This window comes from Streptomyces sp. NPDC050416 (assembly GCF_044458845.1).
Classification (GTDB): domain Bacteria; phylum Actinomycetota; class Actinomycetes; order Streptomycetales; family Streptomycetaceae; genus Streptomyces.
The window spans coordinates 171,603-195,211 of the sequence record NZ_JBITII010000005.1 but is presented as its reverse complement, the minus strand read 5'-3'; the positions used below and the strand labels follow the sequence as shown (position 1 = coordinate 195,211).

The window sequence follows — 23,609 nt, the reverse complement described above, 5'->3', positions numbered from 1 at the left end:
TGTCACTGCCCTCCGATCCTGAGACGGGAAACCTTCCGGCGCGCGGCACCGAGCACGCGCCGGGCACGCCGCGCCACCCGCAGCGCGACACCCGGCTGCGGCACGGGCGCCACCCGCACACTCCCACCCGCGGCGCGCAGCGCGAACGGCAGCCCGGTGTACAGCGGCCGGGCGGCGTCCGGGCCCAGGCACAGGGCCACCCGCCAGATCCCGCCCGAGCGGCTCTCCGCGGGCAGCGCCGCCGTCAGCACCGCCTCCGTCCCACCCGCGGCGGGGGAGAGCGTGCCGGACGCCTCGAGCATCTGCTGGGCGGAGACGAACCGCAGCCGCACCTCCGTGTCGCCGGGGACGTACAGCGGAAGCCGCGCCCGCACCTGGTCCCCGGTGACGGTGACGGCGGACTGCTGCACACGGCTCAGCCCGAGGCGCTTGCCCCGCGGGCCGAGCTCCAGGGAGAGGTTGCCGTGCGGTTCCGTCCAGTACGGCAGCGCCGCACGGCCCCCGACGACCCCGGCCTCCGGCCTGGGCCGGCTCTCCGTAGGCGCCGGGCCCAGCCGGCATTCCTTGGTCCAGCCGCCCAGCTTGACCCGGACGAGCGCGTCCCAGACGCCGTCGCGCGGCAGTTCGGCCGGATCGACGGTGGCGGTCGCCCGCAGCACCAGCCGGACCTCCTCGCCGTCCCCGACGGGCACGGTCTCGCGGGTGAACTCCACGGGCTGGAAGTACTGCGCGGCACTGGACCGCTCCCGCAGCAGCAGGTCGGCGGTGGCCTGGCCGAAGCGCGCGGCGGTCTGCGCGGCCACCCACTCCACCGCCTCCGTGACGTCCTTGGGCGCGTCGTCCAGCGGCGTCGCCCCGGCGTCGGCGGGGAAGGTCATCGGCTCGCCGCCGGAGGTGTACTCGGCCGTGAAGCCGATGCTGAGCGAACCGTCCCGCCACTCCACGTGCCCGGGGGAGGCCTTGGGCGCGACACCCGCCTCCCACTGGGCGAAGGACACCACGTCGTCGTACCGGTCGGCCGCGGTCAGCGCGGCGACGACCTGCTGCGTCGGCTGGAGCCCGGCCGCGACGCCCGGGCCGAACCGCTCGACGACGACCTCGTGGATCTCGGCGAAGAGCTCCCTGCGGTAGTCGTCGGGCAGTTTCAGCAAGCGCCGGGCCCGCAGCCGCTCGACCATCTCCACGCGCAGCCAGCGCCGGAAGAGCTTGTCGCGCACCGGCCCCGGCTCGGTGTACCGCTCGACGACGTCGAGGGCCTCACGGAGGTTCTTGAAGTAGCCGACGGGATCGAATCGTTCGAAACCGGCGTTGGAGCTGTCCTCCCGCCGGAGGTGGTAGTAGCAGACGTAGTCGCTGAGCACGGAGACGTTCTCCGCGCGCAGATACGCCTCGGCGATGAAGACGTGGTCCTCCAGGCGCCGCCGGCTCTCGGGGAAGCGCAGGCCGATGCGGTCCAGGAAGGCACGGCGGAACATCTTGTGCGGGGTGAGGCTGTCGATGAGCGGGGCGTTCTCGACGGTGGCGCGCGGATGGTTGCGGCGGAACAGCTCCACCGGCACCCCGCGGCCCTTGCCGGCCATCTTGCCCACAATGACATCGGCGCCGTTGGCGACGCCGTAGTCGTACATCCGCTCCAGGGCCTCGTCGCCCAGGTAGTCGTCGTTGTCGACGAACATGACGAACTCGCCGCGGGAGGCCTCGATGCCGACGTTGCGGGGCTTGCCCGACCACCCGGAGTTCTCCTGGTGGATGACCTTCATCCGGGAGTCCTCGGCCGCGAGCGCGTCGAGCCGGGCCGGCGTCTCGTCGGTCGAGCCGTCGTCGACGAAGATCACCTCGTACTCTTCGGGAGGCAGGGACTGCCTCTGGAGCGAGGCGATGCAGTCCTCGATGTAGATCCCCGGGTTGTACACGGGGACGATGACGCTGACCTTGACCGGCATCGGGTTTCCGGGCCCCTTCGGGTCGCTTGCCGTAGACGTCCTGTTGTCTTGCGTGATGCCCGATGCTAACCCGGTCGGCGATGCCGCCTCACCTTTCGAGACCCGGCCGTGATCATCTCCGTCCGCGAGGCAACTGAGCTGCGGAGTCAGCTTGTTCGAAGATCGGCCGGGTTCCCGGGCGGGGCGGCGGTGAGCCTCTAGGGTGAGGATGTGCGCCTGCTTTTCATGTCCGATACTCACCTGCCCAAGCGGGCCAAGGTCCTGCCGGCCCCGCTGCTGGCCGAACTCCCGCACGCGGACGTCGTGTTCCACGCCGGCGACTGGGTCGACACGGCCACCCTCGACCTGCTGGAGGACCGCTGCCGCAGGCTCGTCGGCGTGTACGGCAACAACGACGGACCGGATCTGCGCGCCCGGCTGCCCGAGGTGGCGTACGCGGAGCTGGGCGGGCTGCGCTTCGGCGTGGTCCACGAGACGGGCCCCGCGCAGGGCCGGGAGAAGCGCTGCGCCGCCCGCTTCCCCGACCTCGACGTGCTGGTCTTCGGGCACAGCCACATCCCCTGGGACACCACGGCCCCCACCGGCCTGCGCCTGCTCAACCCGGGCTCCCCGACGGACCGCCGCCGCCAGCCGCACTGCACGTACCTGACCGCCACGGTCGCCGACGGCCGGCTCACCGACGTCGAACTGCACCGGCTGCCGCCCCGCACGTCCAGCTAGGGGCTGTCCGATCGCCGTACGAACCGCCATGCCATGATCGGCGCATGGCTCGGGACGACGGATACCTCCTGGACAACCGGCAGGCCGAGGCCGGTACGCGCTTCGACGCGCTGGCCGCGATCTTCGACGCCTCGACATTCCGCCACTTCGAGCAGGTCGGGATCGCCGAGGGGTGGCGGTGCTGGGAGGTCGGAGCCGGCGGGCCGGGCGTCGCCGCGTGGCTGCGCGAGCGCGTCGGGCCGCGCGGGCGCGTGCTCGCCACCGACATCGACGTGTCCTGGACCGAGGCGGCCGCCACCGAGGGAGTCGAGGTGCTCCGCCACGACGTCGGCCGCGACGAACCCCCGGCCGGGCCCTTCGACCTGATCCACGCCCGCCTCGTCCTGGTCCACGTGACCGAGCGCGACGCCGCGCTGCGCGCCATGATCCAGGCCTTGCGCCCCGGCGGCTGGCTGCTGGTGGAGGACGCCGACCCCGCGCTCCAGCCGCTGATCTGCCCCGACGAGTACGGCCCCGAGCAAGAGCTGGCCAACCGGCTCCGCACCGGTTTCCGTGAGCTGCTGCGGCAGCGTGGCGCCGACCTCTCCTACGGACGCAGGCTGCCGCGGCTGCTGCGCGAGGCCGGACTCACCGACGTCCAGGCCGACGCCTACTTCCCGATCACCTCGCCCGCGTGCGACGTCCTGGAGGCGGCCACCGTCCGGCAGGTGAGGGAGAAGCTGGTCGCCGAGGGACTCGCCACGGACGAGGAGATCGAGCGGCATCTCGCCAGCGTGGAGGCCGGGCACCTCGACCTCGCCACCTCGCCGATGATCTCGGCCTGGGGGCGACGGCCCGGGGCCTGACTCACCGCCGGCGGCGCGGATGCACCGCTCCCTCGGTCAGGCTCAGCGGGGCGCCCGTACCGCCCCACCGCAGCGCGATGATCTCGGCGGCGACGGACACCGCCACCTCCTCGGGCGTACGGGCCCCGAGGTCGAGCCCGACCGGTGAGCGCAGCCGGGACAGCTCCCGCTCGGTGAGCCCGGCCTCGGCCAGTCGCTGCGCCCGGTCGGCGTGGGTACGGCGGCTGCCCATCGCCCCGATGTAGGCGGCGGGCCGGCGCAGTGCCTCCAGCAGCAGCGGCACGTCGAACTTGGGGTCGTGGGTGAGGACGCAGACGACCGTGCGCTCGTCGGTGTCCGTGTCCCTCAGGTAGCGGTGCGGCCACTCGGTGACCACCTCGACGCCCTCGGGGAACCGCCGGGGCGTGGCGAAGACGGGGCGGGCGTCGCAGACCGTGACCCGGTAGCCGAGGAAGGCCCCGATGCGGGCGACGGCCGCCGCGTAGTCGATCGCGCCGAAGACCAGCATCCGCGGCGGCGGTGCGAAGGACTGGAGGAACACGCTGACGGAGTCCTCGCGGCGCTGCCCCCGAGGCCCGTAGTGCCGCAGGCCGGTGGCACCGAGAGCGAGCTCGCCGCGCGCGTCGGCGGTCACGGCCGCGTCCAGGCCGTTCGCGCCCAGCGTGCCCGACACCCGGTCCGGCCGGACGGCGAGCGCCGCCCCGCGCGGCGCCGGACCGTCGGTCACCGTCGCCACGGTCACCGGTTCTCCGGCCGCGACGCAGTCCACGACCGTGCCGAAGGCCGGATCCAGCGCGCGCGTCACGGGACGCACCAGCACCGTGATCTCACCGCCGCAGGTCAGGCCGACTTCGAAGGCGTCCTCGTCGCTGTAGCCGAAGGTCTCCAGCCGGGCCTCACCGCTCGCCACGACCTCCTGGGCCAGCTCGAACACCGCGCCCTCGACACAGCCACCGGACACACTGCCCACGACCTCCTCGTCCGGACCCACCGCCATCGCCGCGCCCGGGTCTCGCGGCGCGCTGCGGCTGACCTCGACGACGGTCGCGAGCCCGAACGGGAGCCCGGCCGCGTACCAGCGGCCGAGCACCGGGAGGATGTCACGCACGACCCGCTCCTCTCCTTGCGTGCCCCCGCCGGGTACCCCGTCGGCGGTTAATTCCGTTGTGGCCCACCGGGCCGGTCTGCTGCACTGCACGGGTCGACGATGCGACGACGTCACCGAGTCCAGAGGAGCCCAGATGCGCACTGCGTCCATGTCCCCCCAGACAGGAACGGCTCTCTCTCCGAAGGACATGACGCTTCGTGCAGTTGCTCAACCTTGGAATTCTCGCCCATGTCGACGCAGGTAAGACCAGCCTGACCGAGCGGCTGCTCCATTCGGCCGGGGTGATCGACGAGGTCGGCCGCGTCGACGACGGGAACACCCGTACCGACACCCTCGCGCTGGAGCGGCAGCGGGGCATCACCATCAAGTCCGCCGTCGTCTCGTTCCCGCTCGACGGCGTGACGGTCAACCTCATCGACACACCCGGTCACCCGGACTTCATCGCCGAGGTGGAGCGCGTGCTCGGCGTGCTGGACGGCGCCGTCCTCGTGATCTCCGCCGTAGAAGGGGTGCAGGCGCAGACGCGGGTGCTGATGCGGACCCTCCAGCGGCTGCGCATCCCGACCCTGCTCTTCGTCAACAAGATCGACCGGCGCGGGGCGCGGGACGAGGAGGTGCTGCGGGCGGTCGCGGCCCGCCTGACACCGGCGATCGTGCCGATGGGAACCGCCACCGGCCTCGGCACGCGCGCGGCCCGCTTCGCCCCGGGGCCCGGCCCGGCCGCCGCCCTGGACGTGCTGACCGAGCACGACGACACCCTGCTGTCCGCCTACGTCGAGGACACGGTCACGGACGCCCTCCTGCGCGGATCCCTCGTCGCGCAGACGCGGGAGGCCCTGGTCCACCCGGTCTACTTCGGCTCCGCCGCGACGGGCGCGGGCGTGGACGCGCTTCTGGCCGGCATCGAGGAGCTGCTGCCGGCCGCCGACGGGGACGCGGACGGGCCGGTCTCCGGCACCGTGTTCAAGGTCGAGCGGGGCCCGGCGGGGGAGAAGGTCGCCTATGCCCGGATGTTCTCCGGCACGCTGCGCACCCGCGACCGGATCCCCTGCGGAGCGGATGGCGCCGAGGGCCGGATCACCGGGATCAGCGTCTTCGGCCACGGCACGGACACCCGCGCCGACGCCGTCGCCGCGGGGCAGATCGCCCGGCTGTGGGGTCTCGCCGACGTCAGGATCGGCGACGCGATCGGCGAACCCCGCAAGGCGTACGAGCGCGTCTTCGCCCCGCCCACCCTGGAGACGGTCGTCGTCCCGGGGCCCGGTGTGAACCGAGGCGCACTGCACCTCGCGCTCACCCAGCTCGCCGAACAGGACCCGCTGATCGGCCTGCGCCACGACGAACGCCGGCGGGAGACCTCCGTCTCCCTCTACGGCGAGGTGCAGAAGGAGGTCGTCCAGGCGACCCTGGCCGACGAATACGGTCTCCACGTCACCTTCCGCGAGACCACCCCGCTGTGCGTGGAACGGCTCGTCGGCACCGGGCATGCCGTGGAGTTCAACAAGAAGGACCCGAACCCGTTCCTCGCGACGGTCGGCCTGCGCGTCGAGCCAGCACCGGTCGGCTCGGGCGTCGCCTTCCGGCTGGAGGTGGAGCTCGGCTCCATGCCGTACGCCTTCTTCAAGGCCGTCGAGGACACCGTGCGCGAGACCCTCGGCCAGGGGCTCCACGGCTGGCAGGTCGCCGACTGCACGGTCACCATGACCCACAGCGGCTACTCGCCCCGACAGAGCCACGCCCACCAGGGCTTCGACAAGAGCATGTCGAGCACCGGGGCGGACTTCCGCGGCGTGACCCCGCTGGTGCTCGTCGAGGCGCTGCGGCGGGCCGGGACCCGGGTCCACGAGCCGATGCACCGCTTCCGTATCGAGGCCCCTGCCGACACCCTCGGCGCCCTGCTGCCGGCCCTCGCCGGGCTGGCGGCCGTACCGGAGACCACACGGAACCGGGGCGACCTGTGCGTCCTCGAAGGCACCGTGCCGGCGGCCCGGGTGCACGCCCTCGGACAGCTGCTGCCGGGGCTCACCCGCGGTGAGGGAGAGCTGGAGAGCGCCTTCGACCACTATGCGCCAGTCATGCACGGCACGATTCCCGAGCGTCCGCGCACCGACCACAACCCGCTGAACAGGAAGGAGTACTTGTTGAACGTTACGCGAAGGGTCGGTGGTTGTGGTGTGTGAGCTGGCCGAGAGGGAACTTACTCCAGAGTCAGGGGTGTTGACGGTGTCCTGAAATCACCGGACTGTAGTGGACATGCCGACTATCCGAGTACGTCTGCTGATTGTCCTGGCTGTCCTCTTCGGCTCCCTGTCAGTGGCGGGCGTCCCGCCCGCCACTGCCGCGCCCCCTCCCGGCTCCCTCTGGTTCGACGACCCGGCCGTCACCGTGAAGAACGGCCGCTTCACCGACGCCTCCGGACGCGAGGTCGTCTTTCGCGGCTACAACGTCTCCGGTGAGACCAAGCTGGCGGAGAACAAGGGCCTGCCCTTCGCCTCCGTCGCGGACGCCCGCAAGTCGGCGACCGCACTGCGCGCCCTCGGCGGCGGTAACACCGTCCGCTTCCTGCTCTCCTGGGCCTACGCCGAACCCGAGCGCGGCAAGGTGGACACCGCCTATCTGGCCGCCGCCACCGACCAGATGAAGGCCTTCCTCGACGCCGGCATCCGCGTCTACCCCGACTTCCACCAGGACCTCTACTCCCGGCACCTGTTCGAAGCCGACAGCTGGTACACCGGCGACGGCGCGCCCAAGTGGGCGGTGGACGCCGGGAACTACCCGGACGAGTCCTGCGGGATCTGCCTCTTCTGGGGGCAGAACATCACCCAGAACGAAGCCGTCAAGCGCGCCACGTACGACTTCTGGCACAACGCGCACGGCGTGCAGGACGCCTTCCTCGCCACCGCCGAGAAGACCATGGCGTACGTCCAACAGCACCTGAACTCCGACCAGTTCAAGGGCATCGTCGGCTTCGACCCCTACAACGAGCCGCACGCGGGCGTGTACGACTCCGGGCAGACCAGCCGCGCCTGGGAGAAGGACGTGCTGTGGCCTTTCTTCGAGAAGTTCCGGGCCCGCATGGACGCGGCCGGCTGGCGGGACAAGCCCGCCTTCGTGGAGCCGAACCTCTTCTGGAACGCCAACCTCGACTTCCAGAGGCAGGAGGGCGGCCTGCTCGACGCCGGAAAGCTCGGCCCGCGCTACGTCTTCAACACCCACTTCTACGACCAGAAGGCGATCTCCGGCGTCTTCATGTGGGGCAAGGCGGCCGACGGCCAGTACGCGGGCGACTTCCGCACGGTCCGCGACCGGGCCGCTGCCGCGCAGACCGCCGCCGTCGTCAGCGAGTTCGGCCATCCCCTGGCGGGCAACGTCTCCGACAAGGCGCCCACCGTCCTGAAGGCGATGTACCAGGCCCTCGACTCCCGCCTGAAGGGCGTCGACTGGTGGTCCGACCCGGCGGCCTCCGGCCCGGTGCTCTCCGGCTCGCAGTGGCAGTGGGACATCTACAACGGCCGGCACCGCGAGCTGATGAACGGCAACCCCGACAAGGTGCTCACCGCCGGTGACGCCTGGAACGACGAGGACCTGTCCGCCGTACGCCTCGACGACTCGGGCAAGCCGGTGCTGCGCCAGGACGCCCGGCTCCTGGACCGCGTCTACCCGAGCGCCACGGCCGGCACGACCGTCGGCTTCACCTACGAGGACCGCTCCCGGGACGGTTCGACGACCCTGACCTGGAACCCGGTGCCGGACTCACTGCCGAACGTGAAGCGGCTGGTGGGCTCCGGACAGTACGGGCTGCTGCTGTGGCGCTCGGACGGCGGCCGGGCACCGACGGAACTGCACCTGCCAGCGAGCTTCCCGACCGCGTCCACCACGGTCGTCTCCGATCTGGGCACGTCCCACGCCCCGCCCGCGTACACCTCGACGAGCCCGGTCGGCGTGGCCCAGGAGCCCGGCGGCACGGGAAGCCGCCGCCTGCTGCTCACCGCGCCGGACTCGGGCGTCCTGCACTACGCGCTGGTGACCAACGGGGCGACGGCTCCCTCGGCGGATCTGCTGAACGCGGCCCGCTCCGAGCTGGCGGCGTGGGCGGCGAAGGAGGTCAGCTAGCGGACGGGCTCGTCCAGCCGGCCTCCACCTGACCGAGCCGGACGCGCTGCGGGTGGTCCCCGACCGGCACGGACGCGACCTTCTTCCCGGTGGCGAAGTCGATGGCCGTGACCTGGTCGGTGCCGCTCTCGGAGACGACGCAGCTCTTGCCGTCACCGCTGACCGTCGCCCAGTAGGGCTTGGCGGCGGTGACGAGCGGGCCCTCCCGGAGGGTGCCGCGGTCGACGACCGTGGCGTAGTCGTCCATGGTCCCCGCGACGCACAGCTTCTTGCCGTCCGGGCTCATCGAAAGGCCGTGGTGGCGCGAGTCGTTGACGAAGGTGGTGCGGTCGTCGCTGGTCGCCGGGTTCTTCGGCAGGGTCTTCGTGCGGGTGATCTTGTCGGAGGCCAGGTCGTACTCGAAGAAGCCGTTGAAGAACGACACCTGGAAGTACAGCTTCGACTCGTCCGGCGAGAACACCGCCGGCCGGACCGCGTCGGAGAAGTCCTTCAGGCCGATCGCGTCCAGGCGCGAGCGCATGTCGATGACCTTGACCTGCTGGTACGTGGTCGCGTCGATGACGGTGATGCGGCGGTCGCCCTTCGTCCAGTCCAGCCAGGGCGCGTCGGTCTGCGTGTTCACGTCGCCGATCGACATGTTGTAGATGTACTTGCCGTCCTTGGTGAAGATGTTCTCGTGCGGCTTGTCGCCGGTGGCGGCCTTGCCGAGCTGCTTGCCGGTCTCGATGTCCAGGACGTGCACGGCGTTGCCGGTCGAGGCCGACACGGCGACCCGCTTGCCGTCGGGGGAGACGGCCATGTGGTCGGCGCGGAAACCGGACACCGGGAAACGCCAGTTGATCCGTCCGGAGGCCAGGTCGATCGAGACGACGTCGGCGAAGCTGGGCCGGGAGACGACCACCGACTTCCCGTCCGGCGTGGAGTACATGTCGTCGACGAACTGGTCGTGTCCCTCGCCGACGCTGTTGCGGATCGTCATGAAGGCGATCCATCTGATCGGATCGGCGTTGATCTCCGCCATCCGCTCGTCCTTGTCGGGGATGACGTTGATCCGGCCGATCCTCGCGAAGTCGCCGGTGGACTTGATGACTTCGGCGGTGCCGTCCCAGTTGTTGCCCACGAACAGCACCTGGCGCAGCGCGGCGGAGGCGTCCGGGGCGTCCGCGTGAGCGGCGGTCGCGGGAACGGTGGCGGTCAGGGCGAGGGCGGCGGTCAGGGAGCACAGATGCCGTCGTCGGAAGACGGGCATGGCTGATCCCTCCTCTGCGGGTGGGGTGAGGAATCTGAACACACGTGCTTTCAGAATGAACTTACTGCAAAGTAAGGAAGGGGCGGCCTTCTTCACAAGACCGCGGTCACGACAAAATCGCGTGCGAGCGAAGATGGGTGTTCGAGCGGATGAAGGGAGAGCCGATGCCGGGCAGACTCAGAGCGCCGACCGGCCGCTATGGCGGCAAGACCGCCGAGGAGCGGCAGGCCGAGCGGCGCCGGCGGTTCCTGGACGCTGCGCTCCAGCTGTTCGGCGACACCCCCGGCTTCCGCACCACCACCGTCGCGGCCCTCAGCGAGGCGGCCGGACTGTCCACCCGTCAGTTCTACGAGGAGTTCCGCACCCTGGAGGACGTGCTCGCGGCCCTGCACCTCCAGGTCAACGACTGGGCGGAAGCAGCGGTGTTGGAGGCGGCAGCAGGTGCGGCGGACCTGCCGCTCGTCGAGCGCGCGACCGCCGTCTTCCGCGCCTACGCCGGGAACCTCGCCGCCGATCCGCGCCGGATCCGCATCACCTTCGTCGAGATCATCGGCGTCAGCCCGCGCCTGGAGGAACAGCGGCTCGCCCGCCGGGCCGGCTGGGTCGACCTCATCTGCGCCGAGGCCCGGGCTGCCGCCGCGCGCGGGGAGGCGGCACCCCGCGACTACCGCCTCGCGGCGACGGGTTTCATCGGCAGCGTCAACGGCCTGCTGCACGACTGGAGCGCCGGCTGGGTCGACGCGACCCTGGACGAGGTCGTCGACGAACTCGTCCGGCAACTGCTGGGGATCCTGCGGCCCCCGGGCTGGAGTCCGCAGACTGACTCAGACCCGCGTACGTCCACGCCCGTTCGCCCGGGCTCCGGGGAAGGCCCGCCGGTAGTCGCCGGGCGACACCCCGAGGTGCCTCAGGAAGTGGTGGCGGAGATTGTTGGCCGTGCCGAGGCCGCTCAGCTCCCCGACCTTCTCGATCGGCAGGTCCGTCGACTCCAGCAGTGACCGGGCGCGCCCGAGCCGCTGGTCGAGAAGCCACTGGAGCGGGGTCGTCCCGGTGACCGCCTGGAGCCGCCGGTAGAACGTACGGGGGCTCATCGCGGCCCGCCGCGCCAGGTCGGCGACGGTCAGCGGCCGGTCCAGGTGGGCCCTCGCCCACTCCAGGACGGGAGCCAGCCCCTCGTCGTCGCCGGCCGGCACGGGCAGCTCGATGAACTGCGCCTGCCCGCCCGGCCGGTGGGCGGGCACCACCATGCGGCGCGCCAGCTGGTTGGCGACGTGCGCGCCGAGGTCGCGCCGCACCAGGTGCAGGCACAGGTCGAGTCCGGCGGTCAGTCCCGCGCTGGTGAGCACGTCGCCCTCGTCCACGTACAGCACCGACGCGTCGACCTGCACCTTCGGGTAGCGCTCGGCCAGCTGTGCGGTGTGCATCCAGTGGGCGGTGGCCCGCCGTCCGTCGAGCAGCCCCGCCTCGGCGAGCGCGAAGGCACCGGTGCACAGGGAGACCATGCGGGCGCCCGCGTCATGAGCCCGGCGCAGGGCGTCGATCAGCTTCCGCGGCAGCGGCCTGCCCTCCTCGACGCACGGATCGGGCACCGAGGGCACGATCACCGTGTCGGCCCCGACCAGATCGTCCAGTCCGTAGCGGGTGCGCAGGCTCAGCCCATGACCCTCCGCCGCACCGTCCTCCTCGCCCTCCTCCGCCCGGGTCCCGGTCCCGCACAGCCGCAGGTCGTACCAGGGATCGGCCAGATCGGGCTGCGGCTTGCCGAACACGGTGCACGGGATGCTCAGTTCGTACAGATCCCACGAGGGGACCCCGATCTCCTCGGTCACGACCACGGCGACAGAACCGGCACTCATGCTCCGCAGCCTATGGCAGGAATTTGGTGGAGGCCGTCACCGCTGTCACTGTTTCCGATCTTCGTGCCCTGCGAGCGTGGTCGTACGTGATCACACGTCACTTCGCGAGGATATACGAGGAGTTGGGCATGAACGCAGGACACCGCCAGCCGGTCACCGTCGTCGGACTGGGCTCGATGGGCTCGGCACTGGCCGCCGCACTGCTGGACCGGGGCCACCCGACCACCGTCTGGAACCGGTCCCCCGACAAGGCCCGCCCCCTGGTCGACCGTGGCGCCCGCCTGGCCGGCACACCCCAGGAGGCGATCGCCGCCTCACCGCTGACGATCGCCTGTGTGCTGGACTACGAGGCGCTGTACACGGCCCTCGACCCGGCCACCGGCGAACTGGCGGGCAGAACCCTGGTCAACCTCACTTCCGGCTCTCCCGAGCAGGCCCGGGAAGCCGTCAAGTGGGCCCACTCCCACGGGGCCGGCTACCTCGACGGCGCCATCATGACCACCCCGCCCGGCGTCGGCGACCCCGCCATGATGTTCCTCTACAGCGGCTCCCAGGAGGTCTTCGACGCCCACCGCTCCACCCTGGCGTCCCTCGGCGACCCCCTCCACCTGGGCACCGATCCAGGCCTCGCCTCCCTCTATGACGCCGCCCTGCTGGGCCTGATGTGGTCCACCATGACCGGCTGGCTGCACGGCACCGCACTGGTCGGCGCCGAGGGGACGTCCGCCACCGCCTTCACCCCGGTGGCGGTCCGCTGGCTGGGCGCGGTGGCGGGCTTCCTCAGCACATACGCGCCCCAGGTGGACGCCGGCCGGTACCCGGGCGACGACGCCACCGTCGACGTGCAGATCGCGGCCATCGACCACCTCATCCACGCGGCGGCGGCCCGCGGCATCGACAACGCGCTGCCCGAACTCCTCAAGACCACCATGGAGAAGGCCGCCGCCGCCGGGCACGGACAGGACAGTTACGCCAGCCTGATCGAGGTGATGAGGAATCCCGCGGGCAGCGAAGCCTGACGCGCTGGGCCGAGACCAACGCCGCTAGACCGACACCAGCACCACGAGATTCACCGCCACCAACAGCGCGCATCCCAGCAACAGACCGGCCAGCAGCCGTGCGCGGAGCCTGCGGTACACCGCCTCGTACTCGCCGCGCAGTTCCTGCCCGCGTCGCGCCGTGCGCTGCCACGAGGCCCGGGCGAGGGCGAGGTACTCGGCCGCGAACAGCCGCTCCACCTCCTCCCGTTCGGCCTCCGGCAGCCCTTCGAGCCGGGCGGCGAAACGCGCTGCGGCCGCGCGGGCCTCCTCGTGCGCGGCGGCGGCGAGCAGATGACCCTCGACCTCGTTGTGGAACGCCCGCAGATCCGGATCCAGGTCCAGGTCCACGGGGAGACCTTCCATCGCGGTCATCGGAGCGTCAACTCCCGCTCCGCCCCCGCGACGTCCGCGTGGTGCAGGTCGAACGCCGGGGACTCGCTGCGGATCCGGGGGAGGACGACGAAGTTGTGGCGGGGCGGCGGGCAGGAGGTGGCCCACTCCAGGGAACGGCCGTAGCCCCACGGGTCGTCGGCCGTGACCCGCTCGCCGTACTTCGCCGTCCTCCAGACGTTGTAGAAGAACGGCAGCATCGACATACCGAGCAGGAACGAGCTGATCGTCGACACCATGTTGAGCGTCGTCAGGCCCTCCACCGCCAGATAGTCGGGGATGCGCCGCTGCATGCCCTGAGCGCCCAGCCAGTGCTGGACCAGGAACGTGCCGTGGAAGCCGGTGAACAGCGTCCAGAAGGTGATCTTGCCGAGGCGCTCGTCCAGCGTCTTGCCGGTGAACTTCGGCCACCAGAAGTGGAAGCCGGAGAACATCGCGAACACGACGGTGCCGAAGATGACGTAGTGGAAGTGCGCGACCACGAAGTACGTGTCGGAGACGTGGAAGTCGATCGGCGGCGAAGCGAGCAGCACGCCCGTGAGCCCGCCGAAGACGAACGTGATGAGGAAGCCGGTCGCCCACAGCATGGGCGTCTCGAACGAGAGGCTTCCGCGCCACATGGTGCCGATCCAGTTGAAGAACTTCACGCCGGTCGGGACCGCGATCAGGAAGGTCATGAAGGAGAAGAACGGCAGCAGCACACCGCCGGTGACGTACATGTGGTGCGCCCACACCGTCACGGACAGACCCGCGATCGCGATGGTCGCGCCGATCAGACCCGAGTAACCGAACATCGGCTTACGCGAGAAGACCGGGATGACCTCGGAGATGATCCCGAAGAACGGCAGCGCGATGATGTACACCTCTGGATGACCGAAGAACCAGAAGAGGTGCTGCCACAGCAACGCGCCGCCGCCCGCGGAGTCGAAGACGTGCGCGCCGAACTTGCGGTCCGCCTCCAGGGCGAACAGGGCCGCGGCCAGGACCGGGAAGGCGAGCAGGACCAGCACACCGGTCAGCAGCACGTTCCAGGTGAAGATCGGCATCCGGAACATCGTCATGCCGGGCGCGCGCATGCAGATGATCGTGGTGATGAAGTTGACCGAGCCGAGGATCGTGCCGAAGCCGGAGAAGGCCAGACCCATGATCCACATGTCGGCGCCGATGCCCGGGGAACGGACCGCGTCCGACAGCGGGCTGTAGGCGAACCAGCCGAAGTCGGCCGCGCCCTGCGGCGTCAGGAAACCCCCCACCGCGATGAGCGAGCCGAACAGGTACAGCCAGTAGGCGAACATGTTCAGCCGGGGGAACGCCACGTCCGGCGCGCCGATCTGCAGCGGCATGATCCAGTTCGCGAAGCCGGCGAACAGCGGCGTCGCGAACATCAGCAGCATGATCGTGCCGTGCATCGTGAACGCCTGGTTGAACTGCTCGGTCGACATGATCTGCAGACCGGGCCGGGCGAGCTCGGCGCGCATGAACAGCGCCATCACGCCACCGATGACGAAGAACGCGAACGACGTCACCAGGTACAGCGTGCCGATCGTCTTGTGATCCGTGGTCGTCAGCCACTTCAGGTGCTTCATGCCCCGCCTGTGTCCGCGCCCCGCCCGGAGGTCACACTTCCCTGACGCGACGAGAATCACGGAAACGGGTGTGACGATCGGGAAGGTGCCGGACACGAACGGGACATGAGCAACGACGAGATCTTCGCCGCTGCCTATCGCGAGCACTACTGGGCGGTCAGCCGCTATGTCGCGCGGCGACTGGACGGGCGGGCCGGCGAGGTGGAGGAAGTGGTGGCGGAGGTGTTCACGGTCGCCTGGCGGCGCCGGGCCGACCTGCCCTCCTCCCCGCTGCCCTGGCTGTACGGCGTGGCACGCAACTGCCTGGCCAACGCGGTGCGCGGCCACGGACGCCGCCGCCGGCTCGTCGACCGGCTCGGCAACGACGACACCGCGCACGGGCGGCACATCGCGGAAGGCCCCGAGACCGAGACCCCCGGCGCCTGGGTGCACGAGGCCCTCGCCCGGCTCTCCGCGTCCGACCAGGAGGTGCTGCGCCTGACGGCGTGGGAGGAACTCGGCATCGAGGACGTCGCGGTCGCCCTCGGCTGCGGCAAGCGGGCCGCCGCGATGCGGCTGCACCGGGCTCGCCGCCGCCTCAGAGCCGAGATAGTCGGGATGCGGCCGTCGGATACAGCGGACATGGCGGAGACGGGACACTCACTGCGCGAGGGGGACCGGCGATGACCGACGTCCTCCACGCGCGGGCGCCCGCCCCGGGCGACGTCCCACGACCACAGCGCCCCACCGACGCGGCGAACGCGCGTGCTCTCCTCCGGGCCGGGGCGGGTTGTGCCGCGTGCCTTCTGACCGGGGCCGCGGTCGGCTGCGCCACCCGCGCCGTGTCCGCGGCGGGAGCCGCGCGCACCGCCCGTGCCGTGTCCGGGACTGGGGCTGGTTGCGTCGCCCGTGCCGTGTCCGGGACTGGGGCTGGTTGCGTCGCCTGTGCCGTGTCCGGGACTGGGGCTGGTTGCGTCGCCCGTGCCGTGTCCGGGACCGCGACCGGTTGTGCCGCATGCGCCGTATCCGGGACCGGGGCTGGCTGCGTCGGCCGCGCCGTGTCCGGGACCGCGATCGATTGCGACGCACGCGGCCCGTCCTGGCCCGTGGCCGGCCGCGCCAGACGGTCCTTGACCTGGCCCGTGGCCGGCCGCGCCGGACGCCCCTTGACCTGGCCCGTGGCCAACCGCATCGGACGCGTCCAGTCCTGGACCACCGCCTGCCGCGCCGCACGCGGCCTGACCACGCCCCCGACCGGCCGCGCCCGCGCTCATGCCCCGCGCCCCCTGCCCGCCGCCCACATGACCGCACCTAAGGAACACGGCCATGGCTGACGAACTCGAACTGCTGCGTGGCGCCAACCCGGTGCCGTCCGACGGTCCCCACTTCGGCGACGGTCCCCTGGACCACGGGGCCGAGCGGCGGCTGGAGCTGCTGCTGCGGGAGCGGCCCTCCGGCCGTCTGCGGGACCGGCTGCTGCCGGGCGCCGGGCGGCCTCGGCTGGCGTGGGGGCTCGTCGCCACGGCCGTCGTCGCCGCCCTCGCGCTGACCCTCGTACTGAGCGGCCCGAACACCACCCCGGCGGTCGCCGCACCCCGTCCCCTGGTGGTGCAGACCGGCTCCACGCCCCTGCCCCTGGACCGGCTGGCCCAGCGTGCCGAACAGGCCGCCGCCGACGGCTCGCCCCGCCTGCGCAAGGGTACGCACGTGCAGACGTGGAGCATGGGCATGTCGGACGACAAGCCCCCGATCACCGTCCCCGAGGAGCGGATCGTGCGCTGGCGGGCCGACGGAAGCCACACGGAACTGGTCGTGGCGACCGACCCGAGGCACCCGGGCCGCCCGGTCCTCTCCGGCGCGGGCGGCGAGCCGCACCTCGTCGAGGACGGGCACGTCCTGAGCGACCAGACCTATCCGCCGAGCTGGAGCGACGCCCCGCCCCAATCCCCGCCGCCGCGCGACCCCGCCCGGCTGCGGGCCTACCTGACGGAGGCCCAGTACTCGGACACACCGCTGACCACGCCCCAACTGCTGGACGCCGTCAAGGTGCTGCTCGACACCTGGACCCTCGGCGCCCGCGAGACCGCGACGCTCGCCCGCCTCCTGGCGGGCACCGAGGGGCTGCGGCCCGTCGGCCAGGTGACCGACCGTCTCGGGCGACGCGGTCAGGCGTACGTGTACGACGGCCCCGGCGCCCACCACATGCTGATCATGGACCCGGTCACCGGCGCCGTCCTCGGTCTGGAGACCACCTTCTCCACCGCCGAGCCGGAGTACGGCGTCAAGAAGGGCGACGTGATGTCGTACAGCGCGTGGATGCGCTGATCACACCTCGGCCGCACGGAACCGCTACTCGTCCCAGGCCTGGATGAGCGTCTGCTCGGCGATCTTGCCGTCCCGCAGCGAGAGCATGGACTCGGACAGGACGCGCACACCGTCCGCGTACTCGCAGCTCTCGCTGTAGGCGGCCGCGTCGCCCTCGATCACGCACCGCTCCAGCTTGTGCGACATGTCGCGGCTGTAGACGTCCTCCAGCATCCGGCTGATCTCGTCCCGGCCGTGCAGGACCTTGGGGTGGCTGGGCTGGGTCGTGTGGTCGACGATGCGGAAATCCGCGTCGTCCGCGTAGAGCGAGAGCAGAAGATCCGGGCTCTGTCCCTCCACGCCCCGGCGCAGTGTCTCTCTGTCGAAGGCGGGGTCTGCCGCGGTTCCCATGATGACCTCCTTCGAAGGGCCGCGACCCGGTCGGGACCGGGCCGCGAGGGGCCTCTCCTGTCGAGCCTCCTCCCGTCCGGCGAGCTCGGCAAACGCAGGCAGGGAGAGCCGGGACGCCGGGCCTGACGGGTGAGGGGGCCCGCCCGCCCGTGTCCGCCGGGGACCCGCTCGCGTTGCGATCGGTTGATCTCAACACGACGTTTCGTCGCCGCCGTTGGTCTCGCCGCGGGTGTCACCGGCCTTGCCGCGCCGATGGCGAACGCGGCCGACGCGGAATCCCGGAGCCGCTCAGCCCGGTGGCCACGCTGACCGTGAGCGACATCCCCGCCGAGCACAAGGACGAGATCCCGCGGCCCTCCAACCAGCTGGCCGGGCTCAACCGCCTCAACGACCTGAACCAGCTGAACCCAGGTCGTCGGACTGGTCTCGCCGCTCTTCGGCTTCGTTCCGAACGTCCGGCCCTGACGGCAGCGCGTGCGACGAGGGCCGCCCGGCTCGGGCGGCCCTCACGCATGCCCGGTGGCTCAGTCGGCCGTGGCCAGGAACTGGGTCGCCGCCAGCTCCGCGTAGAGCGGGTCGGCGGTCACGAGCTCGCGGTGCGTGCCGACCGCCCGGACCCGCCCGGCATCCATCACCACGATCCGGTCGGCCATCGTCACCGTGGACAGCCGGTGCGCCACCACCAGGACCGTCGTCGTACGGGCCACGTCCGCGACGGTGTCGCGCAGCGCCGCCTCGTTCACCGCGTCCAGCTGCGAGGTCGCCTCGTCGAGGAGCAGCAGCCGGGGGCGGCGCAGCAGGGCCCGGGCGATGGCGACCCGCTGCCGCTCACCGCCCGACAGCTTGGTGCCACGATGCCCGACGAGCGTGTCGAGTCCGGCGGGCAGCCGGGCGATCAGACCGTCGAGACGGGTCGTCTTCAGCACCAGCGCGACGGCGTCGTCGTCCGCCTCCGGGTTGCCCAGCAGCAGGTTGTCCCGCAGGGAGCCCGACAGGACGGGCGCGTCCTGCTCCACGTAGCCGATCGCGGCGCGCAGCTGCGTCAGCTCCCAGTCGGCGAGGTCGCGCCCGTCGAACGTGATCGTTCCGGATTCCGGCTCGTAGAAGCGCTCGATCAGCGAGAAGACGGTGGTCTTGCCGGCGCCGGACGGGCCCACGAACGCCGTCATGCCCTGCGCGGGCACGGCGAACGTCACGCCGTGGTGGACGTACGGCAGGTCGTCGGCGTAGCGGAAGCGGACGTCGTCGAAGGCGAGGGCGGCGGGCCGCGCGCCGGGGGTGGAGAGCGGGGCGGCGGCGGCCGTCGGCTCGGCGGGCAGCCGTAGCGCCTCCTGGATGCGGGTGAGGGCCGCGGCGCCCGTCTGGTACTGCGTGACGGCGCCGACGACCTGCTGTATCGGCGACATCAGATAGAAGACGAACAGCAGGAACGCGACCAGCGTGCCCACGTCGATCGCGCCGGTCGCCACGCGCGCGCCGCCCACCGCGAGCACCGTGATGAAGGCGATCTGCATGGCGAGCCCCGCCGTGTTGCCCGCGGCCGCCGACCACTTGGCGGCCCGCACGCTCTGCCGCCACGACTCCTGCGCCGCCTCGTGCAGCGTGCGTTCCTCCCGGTGCTCGGCACCGGACGCCTTCACGGTGCGCAGGGCGCCGAGGATCCGCTCCAGCGAGGCGCCCATGACACCCACCGCGTCCTGCGCCTGCCGGCTCGCCTTGTTGATGCGCGGCACGATCACGCCGAGGATCACGCCCGCGCCCACGATCACGGCCAGCGTGACGCCGAGCAGCACGGGCTCCACGAGGCCCATCATCACCACCGTCGCGACGAGCGTGAGTCCGCCCGTGCCCAGCCCGACCAGCGAGTCGGTGGTGACCGCGCGCAGCAGGGTGGTGTCCGAGGTGATGCGGGCCATCAGGTCGCCGGGTTCGCTGCGGTCCACGGCCGGGATCCGCAACCGCAGCAGATACGACGACAGGGCGCGCCGCGCACCGAGCACCACCGACTCGGCGGTGCGCTGCAACACGTACGAACCCAGCGCTCCGACCGCCGCGTTGGTCACGACCAGGGCCGACATCGCCAGCAGCGCCCCGGTGATCGCCCGGTCGTGCGCCAGATCGTCGATCAGGCCCCGTGCCACGAGCGGGAGCATCAGCCCGGTCGCCCCGGTGACCAGCGAGAGCACGGCACCGGCGATCAGGGAGCGGCGGTGCGGCCGTACGTAGCCGAGGAGCAGCCGCCAGGCGGGTGTCCCGGTCTCGGTCTCTGCGATGCTCACGTCGCTCCCTCGGCGTCGGGCGGAGCTGTCAGGTTACGGGGCCCGCCGGGTACGGTGCCCCGCGTTTTCGGGCAGCGCGTGAGCTGGTGTTACGGCACCGCGGGTGGCTGATCCGCATCCCTTACCGATCAGTCGCGCGTAGGGTCGGAAAAGAAGGCATCCGGGCCGACGAAGGAGTCAGCATGGCGCAGGAAGTACGCGGTGTGATCGCACCCGGCAAGGACGAGCCGGTACGGATCGAGACCATCGTCGTGCCCGATCCCGGCCCGGGGGAGGCGGTCGTGCGCGTCCAGGCCTGCGGGGTGTGCCACACCGACCTGCACTACAAGCAGGGCGGCATCAGCGACGACTTCCCCTTCCTGCTCGGCCACGAGGCCGCGGGCGTGGTCGAGGCGGTCGGCGACGGCGTCACCGACGTCGAACCCGGTGACTTCGTGATCCTCAACTGGCGTGCGGTGTGCGGCAAGTGCCGCGCCTGTCTGCGCGGGCGGCCCTGGTACTGCTTCGACACCCACAACGCCGGGCAGAAGATGACCCTCACCGACGGCACCGAGTTGTCCCCGGCCCTCGGTATCGGTGCCTTCGCCGAGAAGACGCTGGTCGCGGCCGGGCAGTGCACCAAGGTCGACCCGGCCGTCGCCCCGCAGGTGGCCGGGCTGCTCGGCTGCGGCGTGATGGCCGGCATCGGTGCCGCGATCAACACCGGAAACGTCGGCCGGGGCGACACGGTCGCCGTCATCGGCTGCGGCGGCGTCGGCGACGCGGCCGTCGCCGGCTCGCGCCTCGCCGGAGCGGCGAGGATCATCGCCGTCCACATCGACGACCGCAAGCTGGAGACCGCCCGGACCATGGGCGCCACCCACACCGTCAACTCGCGCGAGACCGACCCGGTCGAGGCGATCCGCGACCTCACCGGCGGCTTCGGCGCCGACGTCGTCATCGAAGCCGTCGGCCGCCCGGAGACGTACAAGCAGGCCTTCTACGCCCGCGACCTCGCCGGCACGGTCGTCCTGGTCGGCGTGCCCACCCCCGAGATGAAGCTCGAACTGCCGCTGCTGGACGTCTTCGGGCGCGGCGGCGCGCTGAAGTCCTCCTGGTACGGCGACTGTCTGCCCTCCCGCGACTTCCCCATGCTGATCGACCTGCATCTGCAGGGGCGCCTGGACCTCGGGGCGTTCGTCACCGAGACCATCCAGCTCGACGAGGTGGAGAAGGCGTTCGAGCGGATGCACCACGGCGACGTGCTGCGCTCGGTGGTGGTGCTGTGATGGCCCCGCGCGTCGAACACCTCGTCACCTCCGGGCAGTTCAGCCTCGACGGCGGCACCTGGGACGTCGACAACAACGTCTGGATCGTCGGCGACGACCACGAGGCGATCGTCATCGACGCCGCGCACGACGCCGACACCATCGCCGAGGCCGTCGGAGACCGCAGGCTCACGGCCATCGTGTGCACCCACGCCCACAACGACCACATCGACGCCGCCCCCGCCCTCGCCGAGCGCACCGGGGCCACCATCTGGCTGCACCGCGGCGATCTGCCGCTGTGGAAGCAGACCCACCCGGACCGCGAGCCCGACGCCTGGCTGGTCGACGGCCAGGTGATCGAGGCCGGCGGCGCCGACCTGCGGGTCCTGCACACCCCCGGGCACGCGCCCGGCGCGGTGTGCCTGTACGACCCCGGGCTCGCCACCGTCTTCACCGGGGACACCCTCTTCCAGGGCGGTCCCGGCGCCACCGGCCGGTCCTTCTCGCACTTCCCGACGATCATCGACTCGATCCGCGACCGCCTGCTCACGCTGCCGCCCGGGACGAAGGTCCTCACCGGCCACGGAGACTCCACGACCATCGGGGCGGAGGCCCCGCACCTCCAGGAGTGGATCACCCGCGGCCACTGACCGCGTGTCGCGCGCAAAAGGCGACAGAAGATGTCCGGCTTCCCCGGCACCCTCGAACCATCACGCGTTCACGGCAACGGGAGGCCGGACATGTCAGTTCCGCTGAAGGGCAAGGTCGCACTGGTCGCCGGTGCGACCAGGGGCGCCGGACGGGGTATGGCGGTGGAGCTCGGAGCGGCAGGCGCCACCGTCTACGTCACCGGACGCAGCACGCGCACCCGCCGCTCGGAGTACGACCGGCCCGAGACCATCGAGGACACCGCCGACCTGGTCACCGAGGCGGGCGGGCAGGGCATCGCCGTACCCACCGACCACCTCGACCCGGCGCAGGTCCGCGCCCTCGTGGACCGCATCGCGGACGAACAGGGCCGCCTCGACGTCCTGGTCAACGACATCTGGGGCGGCGAGAAGCTCTTCGAGTGGGACACCCCGCTCTGGGAGCACGACCTCGACAACGGCCTGCGCCTGCTCAGACTCGCGGTCGAGACGCACGCCATCACCAGCCACCATGCCCTGCCCCTGCTGCTGCGCAACCCCGGCGGCCTGGTCGTCGAGGTCACCGACGGCACCGCCGACTACAACGCCGACAACTACCGGGTGAACTTCTTCTACGACCTCGCCAAGACGTCCGTCCTGCGCATGGCCTTCGCCCTCGGCCACGAACTCGGCCCGCGCGGCGCCACCGCCGTCGCCCTCACCCCCGGCTGGCTGCGCTCGGAACTCATGCTGGACGAATTCGGGGTACGCGAGGACAACTGGCGCGACGCCCTGGAGCGCGTCCCCCACTTCGCCATCTCGGAGACCCCGCGCTACGTGGGCCGGGCCGTCGCGGCGCTCGCCGCCGACCCGGACGTGGCGCGCTGGAACGGCCGCTCCCTCTCCAGCGGCGGCCTCGCCCAGGTCTACGGCTTCACCGACCTCGACGGCAGCCGCCCGGACGCCTGGCGCTACCTCGTCGAGGTCCAGGACGCGGGCAAGCCGGCCGACACGACCGGCTACCGCTGAAACACGGGCGCGCCCCCGCCTCATCTGCCGGTCACCGGGCGGCGCCGCCGCCCGGTGAGGTATGTCACCGTTTCGTCCCAGGCAGAGAGCCCGCACAACCCGACCCCCCGTACGCCCGTCTAGCTGGCAGGGATCGCAGACCATGTGACCACTTCCGCGAAAGGGCAGGACCAACCATGGGGGACGTACGCAGACGGGGTGCCGTCGTACTCGGGATCACCGGACTGGTGGCACCGCTCACGCTCGCGCTCGGCGCCACGCCGGCCGCGGCCGCGAGCTGCACCGCGAAGACCGGCCCGTACCAGAAGCAGGTGGAGAAGTTCCTCGGCCGCCCGGTCGACGGCAAGCAGTCCGCCGCCGACTGCAAGGCGATCCAGGCCTTCCAGACCAAGCACGGCATCTCCCCGAACGCCGGCTACGCCGGGCCCGTCACCTGGGGTGTGATGGACCTGATGCAGAAGCAGAAGGCCGTCGGGAACAACCCGAACAAGGACGGCAAGTGCCCGGTGAACAAGGGCCGGATCGCCTGCGTGAACCTGAGCCTCCAGCTGAGCTGGATCCAGGACGGCAAGAAGCTCGTCTACGGCCCCGTCCCGGTCCGCACGGGCCGCGACGGCTACGAGACCCGCACCGGCCTGAAGAAGATCTACTGGCGGGACATCGACCACGTCTCGTCGATCTACGACGTGCCGATGCCCTACAGCCAGTTCTTCGACGGCGGCCAGGCCTTCCACTCGGTCGGCGTCAGCATGTGGAACCCGCCGGGCTCGCACGGCTGCGTCAACATGACCAAGACCGACGCGAAGAAGTACTGGTCGCTGCTGAAGAAGAACGACGACGTCTTCGTCTACGGCCGCAAGCCGGGCACCTGATCCAGGCACCCG

20 protein-coding genes and 2 pseudogenes are annotated in these 23,609 nt (G+C 71.4%); 14 read left to right on the top strand and 8 right to left on the bottom strand.

Annotation, left to right across the window (positions count from 1 at the left end; all coding sequences use genetic code 11):
• Window positions 1–2 precede the first annotated feature (2 nt).
• Window positions 3–1,943 carry a glycosyltransferase family 2 protein gene (locus tag ACIBL4_RS17535; RefSeq protein ID WP_399410893.1) on the bottom strand — a complete coding sequence of 647 codons (1,941 nt, stop codon included), beginning with the start codon at window positions 1,941–1,943 and terminating at the stop codon, window positions 3–5.
• Between the two features lie 210 nt (window positions 1,944–2,153).
• Between ACIBL4_RS17535 and ACIBL4_RS17530 the strand changes: the two genes are divergently transcribed.
• Window positions 2,154–2,663 (top strand): metallophosphoesterase family protein, encoded by a 510-nt coding sequence (locus ACIBL4_RS17530; protein WP_399410891.1) that lies wholly within the window; start codon window positions 2,154–2,156, stop codon window positions 2,661–2,663.
• Window positions 2,664–2,707: 44 nt separating this feature from the next.
• Window positions 2,708–3,508, top strand: coding sequence for a methyltransferase domain-containing protein (locus ACIBL4_RS17525; RefSeq protein ID WP_399410889.1), 801 nt, complete (start codon window positions 2,708–2,710; stop codon window positions 3,506–3,508).
• Between the two features lies 1 nt (window position 3,509).
• Here the strand turns inward: ACIBL4_RS17525 and ACIBL4_RS17520 are convergent, their stop codons facing one another.
• Window positions 3,510–4,616 carry an XdhC family protein gene (locus ACIBL4_RS17520; protein ID WP_399410887.1) on the bottom strand — a complete coding sequence of 369 codons (1,107 nt, stop codon included), beginning with the start codon at window positions 4,614–4,616 and terminating at the stop codon, window positions 3,510–3,512.
• A 197-nt stretch (window positions 4,617–4,813) separates the two neighbouring features.
• On the opposite strand from ACIBL4_RS17520, the gene ACIBL4_RS17515 reads away from it, so the two are divergent.
• Both ACIBL4_RS17515 and ACIBL4_RS17510 read left to right on the top strand, forming a co-directional pair.
• Complete coding sequence (locus ACIBL4_RS17515) at window positions 4,814–6,796, top strand: GTP-binding protein (RefSeq protein ID WP_399410884.1); 1,983 nt, start codon at window positions 4,814–4,816, stop codon at window positions 6,794–6,796.
• 73 nt (window positions 6,797–6,869) lie between these two features.
• Entirely contained in the window at window positions 6,870–8,729 is a 1,860-nt protein-coding gene (locus ACIBL4_RS17510; protein ID WP_399410882.1) for a cellulase family glycosylhydrolase, read from the top strand.
• On the opposite strand, the gene ACIBL4_RS17505 is transcribed toward ACIBL4_RS17510, so the two are convergent.
• Window positions 8,722–9,978: a YncE family protein gene (locus ACIBL4_RS17505; RefSeq protein WP_399410880.1), complete on the bottom strand. Its 1,257-nt coding sequence runs from the start codon at window positions 9,976–9,978 to the stop codon at window positions 8,722–8,724. The two genes, ACIBL4_RS17510 and ACIBL4_RS17505, sit on opposite strands and share 8 nt — an antisense overlap.
• 164 nt (window positions 9,979–10,142) lie before the next feature.
• Between ACIBL4_RS17505 and ACIBL4_RS17500 the strand changes: the two are divergent.
• Window positions 10,143–10,793: pseudogene (locus tag ACIBL4_RS17500) on the top strand (TetR/AcrR family transcriptional regulator); the annotation flags it as partial.
• A gap of 9 nt (window positions 10,794–10,802) precedes the next feature.
• On the opposite strand, the gene ACIBL4_RS17495 reads toward ACIBL4_RS17500, so the two are convergent.
• A complete protein-coding gene (locus ACIBL4_RS17495; protein ID WP_399410878.1) occupies window positions 10,803–11,834 on the bottom strand; it encodes a GlxA family transcriptional regulator in 1,032 nt (343 codons plus the stop codon).
• A 128-nt stretch (window positions 11,835–11,962) separates the two neighbouring features.
• On the opposite strand from ACIBL4_RS17495, the gene ACIBL4_RS17490 reads away from it, so the two are divergent.
• Window positions 11,963–12,853 (top strand): NAD(P)-dependent oxidoreductase, encoded by an 891-nt coding sequence (locus ACIBL4_RS17490; protein ID WP_399410876.1) that lies wholly within the window; start codon window positions 11,963–11,965, stop codon window positions 12,851–12,853.
• A gap of 24 nt (window positions 12,854–12,877) precedes the next feature.
• Here the strand turns inward: ACIBL4_RS17490 and ACIBL4_RS17485 are convergent, their stop codons facing one another.
• Window positions 12,878–13,246 carry a hypothetical protein gene (locus ACIBL4_RS17485; protein WP_399410874.1) on the bottom strand — a complete coding sequence of 123 codons (369 nt, stop codon included), beginning with the start codon at window positions 13,244–13,246 and terminating at the stop codon, window positions 12,878–12,880.
• A complete protein-coding gene (ctaD, locus tag ACIBL4_RS17480) occupies window positions 13,243–14,850 on the bottom strand; it encodes a cytochrome c oxidase subunit I (protein ID WP_399410872.1) in 1,608 nt (535 codons plus the stop codon). Before ctaD ends, ACIBL4_RS17485 begins: the two co-directional genes overlap by 4 nt.
• A 105-nt stretch (window positions 14,851–14,955) precedes the next feature.
• On the opposite strand from ctaD, the gene ACIBL4_RS17475 reads away from it, so the two are divergent.
• From ACIBL4_RS17475 to ACIBL4_RS17465, 3 genes are all read left to right on the top strand, one after another.
• Window positions 14,956–15,516: an RNA polymerase sigma factor gene (locus tag ACIBL4_RS17475; protein ID WP_399410870.1), complete on the top strand. Its 561-nt coding sequence runs from the start codon at window positions 14,956–14,958 to the stop codon at window positions 15,514–15,516.
• 479 nt (window positions 15,517–15,995) lie between these two features.
• The gene (locus ACIBL4_RS17470) at window positions 15,996–16,163 is read left to right on the top strand and encodes a hypothetical protein (RefSeq protein ID WP_399410868.1); all 168 of its coding nucleotides are present in this window, start codon (window positions 15,996–15,998) and stop codon (window positions 16,161–16,163) included.
• Complete coding sequence (locus tag ACIBL4_RS17465; protein ID WP_399410866.1) at window positions 16,156–17,154, top strand: CU044_5270 family protein; 999 nt, start codon at window positions 16,156–16,158, stop codon at window positions 17,152–17,154. The genes ACIBL4_RS17470 and ACIBL4_RS17465 overlap by 8 nt, the downstream gene beginning before the upstream one ends.
• Before the next feature lie 24 nt (window positions 17,155–17,178).
• Here the strand turns inward: ACIBL4_RS17465 and ACIBL4_RS17460 are convergent, their stop codons facing one another.
• Window positions 17,179–17,544 carry a nuclear transport factor 2 family protein gene (locus ACIBL4_RS17460; RefSeq protein WP_399410864.1) on the bottom strand — a complete coding sequence of 122 codons (366 nt, stop codon included), beginning with the start codon at window positions 17,542–17,544 and terminating at the stop codon, window positions 17,179–17,181.
• A 183-nt stretch (window positions 17,545–17,727) separates the two neighbouring features.
• Between ACIBL4_RS17460 and ACIBL4_RS17455 the strand changes: the two are divergent.
• Window positions 17,728–18,009, top strand: a pseudogene (locus ACIBL4_RS17455) (hypothetical protein).
• Between the two features lie 59 nt (window positions 18,010–18,068).
• On the opposite strand, the gene ACIBL4_RS17450 reads toward ACIBL4_RS17455, so the two are convergent.
• A complete protein-coding gene (locus ACIBL4_RS17450) occupies window positions 18,069–19,823 on the bottom strand; it encodes an ABC transporter ATP-binding protein (RefSeq protein WP_399410862.1) in 1,755 nt (584 codons plus the stop codon).
• 182 nt (window positions 19,824–20,005) lie between these two features.
• Here ACIBL4_RS17450 and ACIBL4_RS17445 point away from each other — a divergent pair, with 182 nt between their 5' ends.
• The 4 genes from ACIBL4_RS17445 (at window position 20,006) to ACIBL4_RS17430 (ending at window position 23,597) form a co-directional block, all read left to right on the top strand.
• Entirely contained in the window at window positions 20,006–21,091 is a 1,086-nt protein-coding gene (locus ACIBL4_RS17445) for an S-(hydroxymethyl)mycothiol dehydrogenase (protein WP_399410860.1), read from the top strand.
• On the top strand, window positions 21,091–21,720 hold the full coding sequence (locus ACIBL4_RS17440) for an MBL fold metallo-hydrolase (protein WP_399410858.1): 630 nt from the start codon (window positions 21,091–21,093) through the stop codon (window positions 21,718–21,720). The genes ACIBL4_RS17445 and ACIBL4_RS17440 overlap by 1 nt, the downstream gene beginning before the upstream one ends.
• 90 nt (window positions 21,721–21,810) lie before the next feature.
• Entirely contained in the window at window positions 21,811–22,725 is a 915-nt protein-coding gene (locus ACIBL4_RS17435; RefSeq protein ID WP_399410857.1) for an SDR family oxidoreductase, read from the top strand.
• A gap of 176 nt (window positions 22,726–22,901) precedes the next feature.
• On the top strand, window positions 22,902–23,597 hold the full coding sequence (locus ACIBL4_RS17430; RefSeq protein WP_399410855.1) for a L,D-transpeptidase family protein: 696 nt from the start codon (window positions 22,902–22,904) through the stop codon (window positions 23,595–23,597).
• The last annotated feature ends 12 nt before the right edge of the window (window positions 23,598–23,609 follow it).